This window comes from Streptomyces sp. NPDC014882, assembly GCF_043081325.1.
In the GTDB taxonomy this organism is placed as follows: Bacteria; Actinomycetota; Actinomycetes; order Streptomycetales; family Streptomycetaceae; genus Streptomyces.
Map to the genome: position 1 here is coordinate 284,886 of NZ_JBIBWL010000004.1, position 13,972 is coordinate 298,857.

Here is a 13,972-nt window from a genome sequence, read left to right on the forward strand (position 1 = left end):
AACCTGACCAGATCGTAGTCACCCCGGCGGCCGGGGACGACCTTCACGGGCGCGGGGGCCGGGCTCCCGCGGGAGCGGGCCGGTCTCCCGCGCCGCACAAGAGCGGGGGCCGGGCCCCGACGTCCTGCCGGAGTCGGGTCAGGACTCCGCGCCGGCGGCCTTCTCGGCGTCGCGCTGCCGCAGGCGCGCCGCCTCCTTGCGGACCTCGGCCTGAGTGGCGCGCTCCTTCGCCAGCCACTCGGGCCCGGCGTCCTTGATCTCCTGGATCTGTCCGGTGGTCAGCGCCTCCGTGACGCCGCCGCGCGCCAGTCCGGCGATGGACACGCCGAGCCTGGCCGCCACCACCGGGCGGGGGTGCGGGCCGTTCTCCCGCAGGGCGCGCAGCCATTCCGGCGGGTTCGCCTGGAGCTCGTTCAGCTCGGCGCGCGTGACGACACCCTCCTGGAACTCGGCGGGGGTGGCGGGGAGGTACACACCCAGCTTCTTCGCCGCGGTCGCGGGCTTCATCGTCTGGGCGCTCTGGTGCGACGTCATGCCGTCCAGGGTATCGGCCGTGAACCGGACCGCCGACCACAGCCGGTAACCTGGCCGGATGACCGACTCGGCGGATTCCCCCTCGTTCCGGCTCGCGTACGTCCCCGGAGTGACCCCCGCCAAGTGGGCGCGGACCTGGCAGGAGCGCCTGCCCGACGTGCCCCTGGTCCTCCTGCAGGCGACGCCCGCCGAGGCTTCCGCGATGCTGCGCGAGGGCACCGCCGACGCGGCCTTCGTCCGGCTCCCGGTGGACCGTGCGGTGTTCAGCGCGATCCCCCTCTACACCGAGACCACGGTCGTCGTGGTCCCCAAGGACCACGTGATCACGGCGGCCGACGAGGTGACCCTCGACGACCTCGCCGACGAGGTGGTGATCCACCCGCTGGACGACGTCCTCGACTGGGAGCGGCTCCCGGGGGAGCCCGCCTTCGAGCGCCCGGCGACCACGGCCGACGCGATCGAGCTGGTCGCGGCGAACATCGGCGTGCTGGTCGTGCCCCAGTCGCTGGCCCGGCTGCACCACCGCCGCGACCTCACCTACCGCACCCTCGTGGACGCCCCGCAGTCCGGCGTCGCCCTCGCCTGGCCGGAGGACGCCACCACCGACCTGGTCGAGGACTTCATCGGCATCGTCCGGGGCCGCACGGTCAACAGCACCCGCGGCCGGGACCGGCAGCCGCCCGCCGAGCCGAAGGCCGAGCGCCCCCGGCAGAAGACCGGCGGCGCCCCGCGCAAGGCCGCCCCGGGCGGAGCCGGGCGGGGCCGGGCCGGCGGCGCCAAGGGAGGCGGCGCCAAGGCGGGCGGCCGGCGCGGCACCGGCGGCAAGCCCCGCCGCCGCTCGTAGCGGCACCGGCCCCGGCGGTACCGGGCGTCACGGCACGAAGGCCGCGCCCCGCGCGCGGTGCTCACCGCCCGCTCCCCATCGGCCCGCCCGAGCAGCCCCGCGGCCACTCAGGCGTCCACCACGTTCCGCACCCGGCTCACCAGGGCGTCCTTCCCGCTGACGGCGCCCTCGCCCCGACCTCGTCCCGGTGATCTCGTCGGCGGTCAGGACGCGCGACCACACGTCGAACCCGCCGAACGCGCCCGCGAAGACCGGGGCGGAGGCGTGGTGGGAGCGGCCGAGCCAGTGGTGGTCGAGGCCGCCGGGAGCGGCCGGGGTCAGGGTCATCGCGGTGTTCCGGGCGAGGGCCGTGCCGTTGACGTGGAGTGTTCCGGTGCCGCCGCCGATCGTGACCGCGAGGTGGCTCCACCGGTCCAGGGGCAGCGGGGCGGTGCCTCCGGCGCCCGGTACGGCGGCGGCGAGGATCGCGTTCCGCAGAAGGGTCCGTCCGGTGAGGGGCGGCGCCCTGTGCTGCTCCTCCGGGGTCCACGGCGTTCGACACCACGGACAGCATGCGGACGATCGACCAGACGGTGGAGGGCGTGGCGGAGGGCGTCAGTGGTACGGACGGGATCGACGAGGAGTCGCCGCCGTTCGCCGTCAGCCGCCGGGCGTGCGGCCGATCGACTCCACCAGCGGCAGCAGGCGGTACGGCACCCGCTCGCGCAACGCCACCTCGGTACGGGTGCGGACCACGCCGGGCAGGCTGATCAGCTTCTGGATCACGTCCTCCAGGTGGGCGTTGTCGCGGGCCACGACCCGGGTGAGGAGGTCGCCGCCACCGGTGATCGAGAACACCTCCACGATCTCGGGCACGGCGGCCAGCGCGTCACCGACGTCGTCGAGGTGGCCCTGGGTGACCTCGATGTGCACGAACGCGAGCACGGGATGGCCCAGCGCGGCGGGGGAGAGGGAGGGGCCCGAGCCGGTGATCACGCCCTCGCGCTCCAGCCGGTCGAGGCGGGCCTGGAGCGTGCCGCGAGCCACGCCGAGGATGCGCGCGTACTCCCGCACGCTGGTGCGGGGCTGCTCGAGCAGCAGGCGCAGGATGCGGGTGTCGAGCTGGTCGACGGCCATGGTGCCCGGACTCCTCGTGTGTCGTCGGCGATCGCTGACGACTGTACCAATGGCCCAGGGGGGCGCATTCCGGGTGTACCGGCTTTTCCTGGTCCGTTGGCCCGGCAATGGCCCTTCTCGGCGGGCTTTCGGTGAGCCAACGGATCAGTCGATTTCCGGCCACTTGAGCCAGCGGCGGTACGGATGTTGTCATGGAGGCGTCGATGGCGCTGCGGATCCCGCGGCGCCTTTTTCATGCCGGTGTTCACGGGTGACCGTTGGGGGCGAGAAGTGCTGAAGAGGGTGTTCACGGCTCCGGATCCGGGGCGGGTGCGGCTGCGGTTCGCCGCGCGGGCCGTCCTCGGCGTCGGACTGGCCGTCGCGGTTTGCGGCCTGGCCGGGCACTCCCTGGTCGGCGCCGTCACCGGTGGGCTCGCCGCGCTGCTCGCCCTGTTCACCGTCACCGACACCACCGTGCGCGGCCAGGCGGTCACCACTGCGCTGCTGCCCGCCGCGGGCCTGCCCGTCCTGGCCGCCGCGGCCCTCCTGCACGACCAGCCCCTGGCCCGCGACCTGACCTTCCTGGCCGTCACCGGCGCGGGCGTGTACGCCCGCCGGTGGGGGCCGCGCGGCCACAGCCTGGGCGTGTTCGCGTTCATGATGTTCTTCGTCGCCCAGTTCCTGCACGCGACCCCGGGACGGCTCCCCGAGCTGGCCGCGGCCGTCGTCCTCTCCGTCCTCGGCGCTGCCGCCGTGCGCTTCGGCCTGTGGTGCTACGAGCGCCACCTGCCCCCGGCCGCCGTGCCCGCCCCGCCGGGCGGCCGGGGCCTCGCCCGGATCACCACCCGGCAGGCCGTGCAGGCGACGGCCGGCGCGGGCTTCGCCCTCCTCGTGGGCCAGTCGGTCTCCGGGGAGCGCTGGTACTGGGCCGTCGGCGCCACGTGGTGGATCTTCGTCAACACCACCTCCCGCGGCGAGACCCTGGTGCGAGGCTTCCGCCGGGTGCTCGGCACGGTGACCGGCATCGGCCTCGGCCTCCTCGTCGCCGTCCCCGTGCACGGCGCCGGCGCACCCACGGCCGCCCTGGCCGCCGTCTGCGTCTTCGGCATCTTCTACACGGCCGCCGTCTCCTACACCTGGATGATGCTCTGGGTGACCCTGCTCGCCGAGCTGCTCTACGGGCTCCTCGGTGTGCTCACCCCCGGCCTGCTGGCGGTCCGCGTCGCCGAGACCGGCGTGGGCGCGCTCGGCGCGTGGCTGGCGGTGCTGTTCGTGCTCCCCGTCACCACCCACGCCGTCACCGACGCCTGGATCCAGCGGGCGCTGCGCTGCGTCCACGCCTGCACCGCCGAAGCCGCCGCCCGCCTCGCCGGCGACCCCGCCGCCGACCCGGGCGCGCGTGTCGCCGAACTGGAACAGCTCCTCGGCCGGGTCCGGATCTCCGTCGCCCCGCTCACCCACCCGCTGAACCCCGTGCTCGGCCGCAAGGCGCGCGCCCGCCGCGTCCTCGACCTGCTCGACGAGTGCGCGCGCGAGATCCGCGGACTCGTCGCCGTCGCCGCCGACCCGGAGGCCTCCCACGACGCCCGCCTCGCCGCCGCCTGCTGGCGCGTCCAGGCCGCGGTGGAGGCCCTGACCGACGGCGGCACGGAACACCTCGCCCCCGCCGAGCACCCACCGGCGGCCGGCCCCGCCCTGGCCCACCTGCACGGTCTGGAACGAGCCCTGGCGGAACTGGCCCACCCCCTGCGCGCCCCGTCGGGCTCCCCCCTGGTGGGAGCCTGAACGCCCTCTGAGCGCCCTCTGGAGCGCCCACGGGCCGGCCGGTCCCCGCCGCGTCCGGCCGGTCCTCACCACGCCCGGCCGGCTCTCACCGTGCCCGGCCGGTCCCCGCCACGCCCGGCCGGTCTCCACTCCGCCCCCGGTCACGGCCGGCGTCGCCCGTCGAAACCCCGCGGCACGCTGCCGTGTCGCCCGCCCCTCTTGGTCTAGACCGCACGTGGCCGACTGCTACCGTCACCCCGGACAGCGGCGGCACGAGAGGGGACAGCGGTGGCAGACGTCGGCAGGCGGCCCCGGCGGGCGTTCATCGGGTCGTTCACGGCGGCCGGAGGGCCCGGGATCGTGGCGGCGGCCGTGGACCCGGGCGACGGCGCGCTGACCGTCCTGAGCAGCGTGAACGGCCTTCCCGATCCCTCGTACCTGACCCTGTCGCCGGACGGCGGCACGCTCTACGCCGTCAGTGAGACCGCCGACGGCGCGGTGGCCGCGTACAGCCTGGCCGGGGACGTCCCGGAGCAGGTCGGACCGCCCGTGCCGGTCGGCGGCGGTCCCACCCACCTCACCGTGTTCGACGGCCACGTCCTGACCGCCGACTACGGATCCGGCAGCGTCACCGCCGTGCCCGTCCGGCCCGACGGCACCCTCGCACCGGCGCCCTCCGGCGTGCTCCGGCACAGCGGCTCCGGCCCGCGCACCCCGCGCCAGCAGGGGCCGCACGCCCACCAGGTCCAGGCGGATCCGAGCGGGCGCCGGCTGGTCGGCGTGGACCTCGGAACGGACTCGGTGCGGGTGTGCGACCTGCGCGACGGCAGGCCGGTCCTGCACCGGGAGTTCGCCCTGCGACCCGGCTCCGGCCCCCGCCACCTGGTCTTCCACCCGGACGGCGGCCACGCGTACGTCGTCAACGAACTCACCCCGACCGTCACCGTCTGCCGCTGGGACGCCCCGGAAGGCTCCCTGAAGCCGCTGGCGGAGGTACCCGTGCTGCCGGGCGCGCCCGCCGGGGACGCCTATCCGTCCGGCATCGCCGTCTCGCCCGACGGACGGTTCGTGTGGACGGCCACCCGCGGCGAGGACGTGCTGTCCGTGTTCGCCGTCGAGGGCGGCGGGGAGACACTGCGCCTCGTCGGCACCGTGCCCTGCGCGGGCCGCTGGCCGCGGGCGCTCACCGAGTCCGCCGGCTTCCTGTACGTCGCCAACGAGCACTCCGGCGACGTGACCTGGTTCGCTCTCGACCCGGCCACCGGACTGCCCCGGCGCGGCGGCTCGATCCCGGTACCGGCGGCGTCCTGCGTGGTCCTCGACCAGGGCGTGTGACGAAAGCCCCTCCCCCGGAGGGGCCCCGGCCCGGCCCGGCGACGCCTGGCACGCACTCCTCCGGAGGGGCTGCCCCGGCCGCGTTGTCGGGACCGTGCCGCTGCGACCGGTACCGGGGCGGCCCTCCGCCCTGCGATCGCAGGCACCGGACGCCGCCGGGCCCGCCCCTCGGGCGGATGCCGCCGCTTTCGCACCACGCCCCGGCACCTGCCCGGCGGATCGCGCCGAAGACGCCGGGCCCGGCACGCCCCCTCCCGGCGGGGCGCCCCGTCGCGTCGACGTCCTCCTCCGCCCCGCGGCCGGACGTACCGGCCCCGTTCACCTCGACGGCAAGGAACCGCCGGTCTCCTGGGGCGTCGTCCGCCGGCCGGGCCCCGGGGTCCGGCCCCGCCGGGAGCCCTTCCGCTCCGCACCCCGGCCCCCAGGCACGACGAAGGGTCCGCTCCCCGGAGGGAGCGGACCCTTTCGGCGTCCGTGCAGGTCGGTACGGGCTCGCGCCCGCGCCGCTTACGACTGGCGGGCAGGAGTGCCCTGCGGCTGCTGCGGAGCGATCCCCAGCGCCGTCGTGTACTTGGCCAGGGCGAGCTTGCCGATGGCCGGGTACGGACCGAGCGCGTCGGCGGACGCGCACCCCGCCTCCCGGGCCGCCTCCTCCAGAAGGGTGGAGTCGATCTCCGGACCGATGAGGTACGGCGCCAGGGCCAGCTGCTGGGAGCCGGAGCCGCGCAGCTGCTCGGCCACGGAGGCGAGGGAACCCTCCTGGTCGAGGGCCGCGGCCATCACCGGCACGGCGAGGCGCGCGGCGAGCAGCATGCCGGTGATCCCGGCGGCCTGCACCGCCTCCTCGCCGCCCACGGTGGCGAGGATGATGCCGTCCGCGGCCGTGGCCACGGTGAACAGGCGGGCGCGGTCGGCGCGGGCCAGACCGGCCTCGGACAGCCGCACGTGCAGCGCCTCGGCGAGCAGCGGGTGCGGGCCGAGCGCGTCGGTCAGGTCGGCCGCGACGCGGCTCTCCATGACGGCCTGGCGGACCTGGCGCAGCAGCGCGCTGTCCGGCCCGGCCAGCAGCGGTACGACGACGGCGACCGGGCCGTCGGGCTCCTTGGCGTCCACCCCGGCGGCGAGGGCCTGCTCGTAGCGGGCGGTGCGCTCGTCGGCGGCGTGCGCCAGGACGGACTGGAGGCTGGGGAACTCGGCGTCGTCCCCGTCGAGGTACCCGATGCGCGCGTCGAGGCCGGGAAGCTCGGAGCGGGCGATGCTCACGACCTCCTCGGCGAGGCCGCGGGTGGCGGCGCTCGGCGTGCCCGGCACCGCGAGGACGAGCGCGGGCGCGCCCTCGGGAGCCGCCAGGGGCTCGGGTCGGCGGTGCCGCCCGGGCTGGCGGGGGCGCGGCATTCGTACAGGGAGGCCGGACGCGGGCCCAGTGGGGGAGCTCATGACGCCGCATGTTAGTGGCTTCCTGGGCTCCCCTGTTCGGGGAGGGTGCAGGTGAGCGGTATCCGTCCGGTTTTGTCTGATGAGTTACGTACGGATCAGAAGTGATCAGCGTGTGTTCCGGGCGACTTGCCCTCGAAGGGCGCAATCCCCCTTTTCCGTCATGACGCGTCGTTCACCCGCGCAGCCACGCGGAGCATCGTCCCGTCGACCGGCAGGCCGAGCGTGCCGGCCGTCAGCGCGAGGGCGATGCGGACGGCGCCCTCCAGCGGATCGCCGGCGGCCGCCACCCGCCGGGCGTACGGCAGCCGGCGCGCCAGTTCCTCCGCCAACGGCACGAGGAGGGGGTCGCCCAGTTTCACGAGACCGCCGGTGACGGCGACGCGGGGGCGGCATCCGGTGTCCGGCGGGCAGACCGCGGCGGCCGAGTCGGCCAGGTGCCGGGCCGCCGCGCGCAGGATGCCCGCGGCGACCGGATCGGCCGGCGCGCAGGCGGCCACGCGGGGCGCGAAGGAGGCGAGGACGGCGGCACGGTCGGAGCGCGGGTAGAGCAGGGCGGGCAGACCCGGCATCGGCCCGAACCGCTCCTCGGCTCCGGCCAGGAGAGCGGCGGAACCACCGGACCGGCCGTCGTGGGCGCGCAGCGCGGCCTCCAGGCCGGCCCGCCCGATCCACGCGCCGCCACCGCAGTCGCCCAGCAGATGGCCCCAGCCGTCGGCCCGCCGCCAGGCCGTCAGGTCCGTGCCGATCGCGATCAGTCCGGTCCCGGCGGCCACCACGGCGCCCGGACCGGTGCCGAGGGCGCCGGCGTAGGCGGTGACGGCGTCGGCGGCCAGGGCGGTGGTGCCGACTCCGAACTCCCGCGCCAGCGCGCCCGGCAGCTCGGCCCGCAGCGCACCGCCGAGGGTGGCGAGACCGGCCGCGCCGACCACCGCCGTGACCGGCCGGGACACCCCGGTCTCCGCCGTCAACGACCGCACCATGGGAACGAGTCGTTCCATGAGGTGCCCGGGGTCGATGCCCCGCGCGCCGGTGCGCACGGGACTGCGTGACGACCGTACGGCGGGCGCGCCGCCGTCGGTCGCGGCGATGGCCACCCGCAGCCCGGAGCCCCCCGAGTCCACGGCGAGGACGCCGGGGGAGGGCGCCGGAGCCGCGGAGGAGGTCACGGCAGGCGCCAGTCCACGGGTTGACCGCCCTGCCGGACCAGCAGGTCGTTGGCCCGGCTGAACGGCCGGGAGCCGAAGAAGCCGCGGTCCGCCGACATGGGCGAGGGGTGCGCCGACTCCACCGAGGGCAGGTCGCCGAGGAGCGGGCGCAGATTGCGGGCGTCGCGGCCCCACAGGACGGACACCAGGGGCTTGCCGCGGGCGGCGAGCGCCCGTATCGCCTGTTCGGTGACCTCCTCCCAGCCCTTGCCGCGATGGGCCGCGGGTTTGCGCGGGGCCGTGGTGAGCGCCCTGTTGAGCAGCAGCACCCCCTGCCGTGTCCACGGTGTCAGGTCGCCGCTGGACGGCTGGGGCAGCCCCAGGTCGGTGTTCAGCTCCCGGTAGATGTTGACGAGGCTGCCGGGCAGCGGCCGCACCTCGGGTGCCACCGAGAAGGACAGGCCCACCGCGTGACCCGGCGTCGGATACGGGTCCTGTCCGACGATCAGGACGCGGACCTCGTCGAAGGGCTGTTGGAAGGCCCGCAGGACGTGGGGTCCGGCGGGGAGGTAGGTGCGTCCGGCGGCGATCTCCGCGCGCAGGAAGTCGCCCATCCGCGCGATCTGTCCGGCCACGGGTTCGAGGGCCTTCGCCCAGCCCGGTTCGACGATCTCATGCAAGGGTCGTGGTGCCACGGTCGTCACCCTACTGCCGTACGGGCGGCGGTGATCAACCGGTGGCCAGGGCCCCACGCCCGCCCCGTCGGACTCATCCGACCACCGCGGCCCGCACGCAGAGCACGTCCGGCAGGTGCGAGGCCAACTGCCGCCAGCTGTCGCCGTCGTCGGAGGAGGCGAACACCTCGCCGTTGCGGTTGCCGAAGTACACGCCGGCCGGGTCCGCGTCGTCCGTGCAGAGCGCGTCGCGCAGCACGGTGCCGTAGTGGTCCTCCTGCGGCAGGCCGGCCGACAGCGGCTCCCAGGTCCCGCCCGCGTCCGTCGTGCGGTAGACCCGGCAGCGGTGGCCGGCGGGCACCCGGTCCGCGTCGGCGTTGATCGGGAAGACGTACGCCGTGCCCCCGCGGTGGGGGTGCGCGGCGGCGGCGAAGCCGAAGGTGGACGGCAGGCCGGCGCCGATGTCCGTCCAGTGGGCCCCGGCGTCGTCGCTGCGGTACACCCCCCAGTGGTTCTGCAGGTACAGCCGGTCCGGGTCGGCCGCGTCCCGCGTGACCTTGTGCACGCACTGGCCGAACTCCGGGTCCGGATCCGGCAGGAACACCGCGGATACACCGGAGTTGGAAGGCGTCCAGCTCGCGCCGCCGTCGGTGGTGCGGAACACGCCGGCCGTGGATACGGCCACCGTCACCGCCCGTGGGTCCCGACGGTCGGTGAGCACCGTGTGCAGGCCCTCGCCGCCACCGCCCGGCACCCATCGGGAACGCGTCGGGTGCTCCCACAGCGGGCGGACCAGCTCGAAACTCTCCCCGCGGTCCTCGGAGCGGTACAGCGCGGCCGGTTCCGTGCCCGCGTACACCACGTCCGGCTCGCCGGCCGCCGGGTGCAGCTGCCACACCCGCTCCAGCGAAGCCCCCGTGTCCTGGGGGAACCTGACGGCCGGTTTCGCCGGTTCGGTCCAGGTCCGGCCGAGGTCGTCGGAGTGGAACACCGACGGCCCCCAGTGAGAGCTGTCCCCGCCGGCGAGGAGGCGTGTGCGGCCGCCCCGTGTGTCGATCGCGACCGAGTAGATCGCCTGTGCGTTGAAGCAGGGGGACGCGTCGAACTCCCAGGCGCCCCCGCGCCTCCGCCCGATGAACAGGCCCTTGCGCGTGCCCACGGTGAGCAGTACCTCGGTCATGCCGGCCACCTCCGCTGTGCTGTGACGTCCTTGTCCCACCACCGGTCAGTCTGCACCCGGCCACTGACAGTCACCCCTGAAGCCGCCGTCGCCGCAGGTCGGCGCGGCGTCGCGCACCGCCTGCGCCGGGTTCCGGCAGGAGGTGGCGGCCCGCATGCGTGAACACGCCTGAGCGCGCCCGGCCGCGCGGGAACGGGCGTGAACGCGGACGACGGCCGGAGGGGGCGCGCGGGGCGCCTCCTCCGGCCGCCCGTGGGGGGAACGCCCGGTCTGCGGGGTGCTCGGCCTACTTGTAGGTGATGTCCGAGCCGGAGTACTTGCAGTACGTGCCGTCGGGGCCCGAGCCGTTCGTCGTCGGCTCCTTGCCGGTGTTGTTGCCGATGTACTTCTGGCAGGGGACGATCTTCTTGCCGCTGTCCCCGACGATCGTGATGCCCCGCAGGGTCGCGCTGTCGCCGTAGTTGGTGTTGATGCCGACGAGTTTGCCGCCCTTGTAGGTGGCCTCGATGGTGTTGAGGTTGATCGTCCGCTTGTACTGCGTGGAGCAGTTGCCGCACGAGCGGATGAAGGTGCCGAAGTTCTTGACGGCGAAGTTGGAGACGTTCAGCGTCCCGGCGCCGTTGAACTGGAAGACCTTGTCGCTGGCCTCCTTCGCCCCGCCGCCGACGACGCTGTAGACGTTGGACGACGACGAGCCGCGGAAGGTCGCCGCGTCCTCGCCGACGTCCTCCCACCAGACGTTCTGCAGCGTGCAGCTGCCCTTGCAGTGGATGCCGTCGGCGGCGGGCGCGCCGATGATGACGTTCTTGAGGACCGCGCCGGCGGCCAGCTCCAGGATGGGACCCTGGTCCTCGTCCTGGCTGCCGCTGCCCAGGTCGCCCGTGCCGTACAGGCGCTTCATCCCGTAGTCCTTGGTGCCGGAGACGGAGATGGTGGCGGAGACGCCCTGGCTGCCGTTCGCGGTGGGCCAGGTGGCCGCGCTCGCCGGAGTGAGCGCCCCACTGGTCATGATCATGCCAATCGCGAGACCGGCGGCGGCCAGTGAACCCGTCAGGGCGCGTCCGCGAGGATGCCTGGGTGCTGGGGAAGTCATGTCCCGATGCCTTCTTCCAGGTGGGGGATGGTCGAAGTTCTCCGGTGGTCACGCCGGTCGTCGCCGACGTGACGACGGATTCGAGCTGATGAATTCTGTTCTCGATGTTGAACGCATTGTTCGGTCGGTGGGGAGAATCCCGCATTGCGGCGAGCGGCTCGTCCACACTTCTGAACGGAAGGTAGAGGGCAAGCGCTTTCTAGTCAACGCCTCGCACAGAAGACGGCGGAAGTCCGGCCACCCCTCGGGTGCGGGGGCCGGTCGGCGGCTCCGCCCCGGGGTTTCTCGCCGGTGCGGCGGGGCCGGTCGCGAGGGAACGGGCCGTGGGGGAGTGGTACGGCGGCCGGCTCGCCGCCTCCCCGTTCCGCGAGGCGTGAGAGCTCGGGCGTGCGCCACGCGCGTGAGTCCCCGCGCAGGTGGGCCCCGTCACTTCCGAATACCCCCCGGGGCATAAACCGGATCCTGTTACGGTTGGACCCAGACATACCCCCCCGGGTATTTCTGAAGGCAAGTGAGCAGGAGTTCTCCGCATGGTTCCCGAGATCGACCAGCAGCGGTTCGCCGAGGCGCACGCGGCGGGCGCCCTCGTCGTCGACGTCCGCAACGGCGGCGAGTACCGCGCCGGCCACGTCCCCGGCGCCCGGTCGGCACCGCTCCCCGACCTCCCCCTCGAACTCGCCGGCCTGCCCAAGGACCGTCCGGTGCACGTGATCTGCCAGAGCGGCGGCCGCAGCGCACAGGCGGCCTCCCTGCTCCGCGCCCTGGGCTACGACGCCCACAGCGTCAGCGGCGGCACCGCCGCCTGGATCGACGGGGGCCGCCCCACGGCCACCGGCGACGAGCCCGGCACCCCCACCGCCCCCGCCACCTCCGAGGAGACGCGATGATCACCGTTCTGCCCGTCGAGACCCCCGGCCTGGGGGACCGCACCTACCTCGCCCACGACGGCTCGGTGGCCCTGGTGGTCGACCCCCAGCGCGACTACGACCGCGTCACCGCGCTGGCCACCGCCGCCGGAGTGCGGATCACCCACGTGTTCGAGACGCACATCCACAACGACTACGTCACCGGCGGCCTGGCCCTGGCCCGCGAGGTGGGCGCGCAGTACCTGGTGAACGCCGACGACGAGGTCTCCTACGAGCGGACCCCGGTCCACGACGACCAGGTGATCGAGGTCGGCGACACCCTGCGGGTGCGGGCGATCCACACCCCGGGCCACACCCACACCCACCTGTCCTACGCCCTGGAGGCCGACGGGGAACAGGTCGCGGTGTTCACCGGCGGCTCCCTGCTGTACGGCACCACCGGACGGCCCGACCTGCTGGGCCCGGACCACACCGACACCCTCGTGCGGGCCCAGTGGCGCTCGGCGCACCGGCTGGCGAAGGAACTGCCGGACGAGACCGCCGTCTACCCCACCCACGGCTTCGGCTCGTTCTGCTCCGCGACCCAGGCCACCGGCCTGGCCAGCACCATCGGTGAGGAGAAGCGGACCAACACCGCGCTGACCGCCGACGAGGAGGCCTACGTCGAGCAGCTCCTGGCGGGCCTGGACGCCTACCCGGCCTACTACGCCCACATGGGACCGGCCAACTCCGGCGGGCCGGGCAAGCCGGACCTGTCCGCACCGTCCGTGGCGGACCCCGCCGAACTGCGGCGCAGGATCGAGGCCGGCGAGTGGGTGGTCGACCTGCGCGACCGCACCGCCTTCGCCGCCGGACACCTGGCCGGCAGCCTCAACTTCGGTCTGGACGGCCAGTTCGTCACCTATCTGGGCTGGCTGATCCCGTGGGGCACCCCGGTCACCCTGCTCGGCGAGACCGCCGGGGACGTGGCCGAGGCCCAGCGCGAGCTGGTCCGCATCGGCATCGACCGCCCGGCCGCCATGGCCACCGGCGGCCCCGAGGACTGGGCCGGCGGCGAACCCCTGGCCTCCTACGAGCGCGCCACCTTCGGTGACCTCAAGGCCGCCCTCGGCGGCGACGACCTCGTCGTCCTGGACGTACGCCGTCACCAGGAGCGCGACGAGGCGCACATCCCGGGCTCGGTGCACATCCCCGTCCACGAGGTGCCGGGCCGCCTGGACGAGATCCCCGCGGGCCGCGTCTGGGTGCACTGCGCCGGCGGATACCGCGCCGGAGTCGTCGCCGCCCTGCTCCACGCCCGCGGCCGTGACGTCGTCGCCGTCGACGACAGCTTCGACAACGCCCTCGACCTCGGGCTGTGCCCCCGCCCCACCGACACCCCCGACACCCCCGGAACCTCCGGCAACCGACAGGAGACCGACGCGTGACCGCCCTCACCACCCCCCGCGGCCTGACCACCGACGAACTGCGCGCCGAGCTCGACTCGGCGAACCCGCCGCGCCTGCTCGACGTCCGTTCCCCCGCCGAGTTCGAGGGAGCGCACATCCCCGGCTCCTACAACGTCCCGCTGGACACCCTGCGTGAACACCGCGAGGAGCTGACGAGGCACCTGGACGCCGACGTGGTGCTGGTGTGCCGCTCCGGCCAGCGTGCCGGTCAGGCCGAACGCGCCCTCGCCGAGGCCGGGCTCCCCGGCCTGGCGGTCCTGTCGGGGGGCATGACCGCCTGGGAGAAGTCCGGCGCCCCGACCAACTACGGTCAGGAGCGCTGGGACATGGAGCGCCAGGTCCGCCTGGTCGCGGGCTCCCTGGTGCTGGTCGGCGCCCTCGGCAGCTTCGCCGTCCCCGGCCTGCAGGCGCTGTCCGCGTTCGTCGGCGGCGGACTGGCCTTCGCCGCCCTCAGCAACACCTGCGCCATGGGCGTGATGCTGTCGAAGATGCCGTGGAACCGCACGCCGTCCTTCGACCCGCGCAAGGCCGTCGCCCAGCTCGCCGGCGGCAGGTGA

At 74.7% G+C, this 13,972-nt stretch carries 14 protein-coding genes; 6 read left to right on the forward strand and 8 right to left on the reverse strand.

Annotation, left to right across the window (positions count from 1 at the left end; genetic code table 11):
- Positions 1–138: 138 nt before the first annotated feature.
- Positions 139–534, reverse strand: coding sequence for a DUF5997 family protein (locus tag ACF09K_RS12525; RefSeq protein ID WP_392242870.1), 396 nt, complete (start codon positions 532–534; stop codon positions 139–141).
- A gap of 58 nt (positions 535–592) precedes the next feature.
- On the opposite strand from ACF09K_RS12525, the gene ACF09K_RS12530 reads away from it, so the two are divergent.
- Positions 593–1,378, forward strand: a complete 786-nt coding sequence (locus ACF09K_RS12530; RefSeq protein ID WP_392242872.1) for a LysR family substrate-binding domain-containing protein — start codon at positions 593–595, stop codon at positions 1,376–1,378.
- Positions 1,379–1,405: 27 nt separating this feature from the next.
- On the opposite strand, the gene ACF09K_RS12535 is transcribed toward ACF09K_RS12530, so the two are convergent.
- A complete protein-coding gene (locus tag ACF09K_RS12535; RefSeq protein ID WP_392243191.1) occupies positions 1,406–1,855 on the reverse strand; it encodes a LamG domain-containing protein in 450 nt (149 codons plus the stop codon).
- Between the two features lie 162 nt (positions 1,856–2,017).
- Positions 2,018–2,494: an Lrp/AsnC family transcriptional regulator gene (locus ACF09K_RS12540; protein ID WP_392242874.1), complete on the reverse strand. Its 477-nt coding sequence runs from the start codon at positions 2,492–2,494 to the stop codon at positions 2,018–2,020.
- Between the two features lie 270 nt (positions 2,495–2,764).
- Between ACF09K_RS12540 and ACF09K_RS12545 the strand changes: the two genes are divergently transcribed.
- Both ACF09K_RS12545 and ACF09K_RS12550 read left to right on the forward strand, forming a co-directional pair.
- Complete coding sequence (locus ACF09K_RS12545; protein ID WP_392242875.1) at positions 2,765–4,258, forward strand: FUSC family protein; 1,494 nt, start codon at positions 2,765–2,767, stop codon at positions 4,256–4,258.
- Positions 4,259–4,525: 267 nt separating this feature from the next.
- Entirely contained in the window at positions 4,526–5,572 is a 1,047-nt protein-coding gene (locus ACF09K_RS12550; RefSeq protein ID WP_392242877.1) for a lactonase family protein, read from the forward strand.
- Positions 5,573–6,079: 507 nt separating this feature from the next.
- Here the strand turns inward: ACF09K_RS12550 and ACF09K_RS12555 are convergent.
- The 5 genes from ACF09K_RS12555 to ACF09K_RS12575 all read right to left on the reverse strand — a co-directional run bounded on the left by ACF09K_RS12555 (position 6,080) and on the right by ACF09K_RS12575 (position 11,023).
- Complete coding sequence (locus ACF09K_RS12555) at positions 6,080–7,009, reverse strand: sirohydrochlorin chelatase (protein ID WP_392242878.1); 930 nt, start codon at positions 7,007–7,009, stop codon at positions 6,080–6,082.
- 158 nt (positions 7,010–7,167) lie between these two features.
- Positions 7,168–8,175 (reverse strand): N-acetylglucosamine kinase, encoded by a 1,008-nt coding sequence (locus ACF09K_RS12560; protein WP_392242880.1) that lies wholly within the window; start codon positions 8,173–8,175, stop codon positions 7,168–7,170.
- On the reverse strand, positions 8,172–8,849 hold the full coding sequence (locus tag ACF09K_RS12565; RefSeq protein ID WP_392242882.1) for a uracil-DNA glycosylase: 678 nt from the start codon (positions 8,847–8,849) through the stop codon (positions 8,172–8,174). Before ACF09K_RS12565 ends, ACF09K_RS12560 begins: the two co-directional genes overlap by 4 nt.
- Positions 8,850–8,922: 73 nt before the next feature.
- On the reverse strand, positions 8,923–10,008 hold the full coding sequence (locus ACF09K_RS12570; RefSeq protein WP_392242883.1) for a WD40/YVTN/BNR-like repeat-containing protein: 1,086 nt from the start codon (positions 10,006–10,008) through the stop codon (positions 8,923–8,925).
- A gap of 286 nt (positions 10,009–10,294) precedes the next feature.
- A complete protein-coding gene (locus ACF09K_RS12575; RefSeq protein ID WP_392242885.1) occupies positions 10,295–11,023 on the reverse strand; it encodes a pectate lyase in 729 nt (242 codons plus the stop codon).
- A 608-nt stretch (positions 11,024–11,631) separates the two neighbouring features.
- Here ACF09K_RS12575 and ACF09K_RS12580 point away from each other — a divergent pair.
- Genes ACF09K_RS12580 through ACF09K_RS12590 form a run of 3 tightly spaced genes read left to right on the forward strand, consistent with a single transcriptional unit; the run spans position 11,632 to position 13,972 of the window.
- On the forward strand, positions 11,632–11,988 hold the full coding sequence (locus ACF09K_RS12580) for a rhodanese-like domain-containing protein (RefSeq protein WP_392242887.1): 357 nt from the start codon (positions 11,632–11,634) through the stop codon (positions 11,986–11,988).
- Positions 11,985–13,394, forward strand: coding sequence for a rhodanese-like domain-containing protein (locus tag ACF09K_RS12585; RefSeq protein WP_392242889.1), 1,410 nt, complete (start codon positions 11,985–11,987; stop codon positions 13,392–13,394). The genes ACF09K_RS12580 and ACF09K_RS12585 overlap by 4 nt, the downstream gene beginning before the upstream one ends.
- Positions 13,391–13,972: a rhodanese-like domain-containing protein gene (locus ACF09K_RS12590; RefSeq protein ID WP_392242891.1), complete on the forward strand. Its 582-nt coding sequence runs from the start codon at positions 13,391–13,393 to the stop codon at positions 13,970–13,972. The genes ACF09K_RS12585 and ACF09K_RS12590 overlap by 4 nt, the downstream gene beginning before the upstream one ends.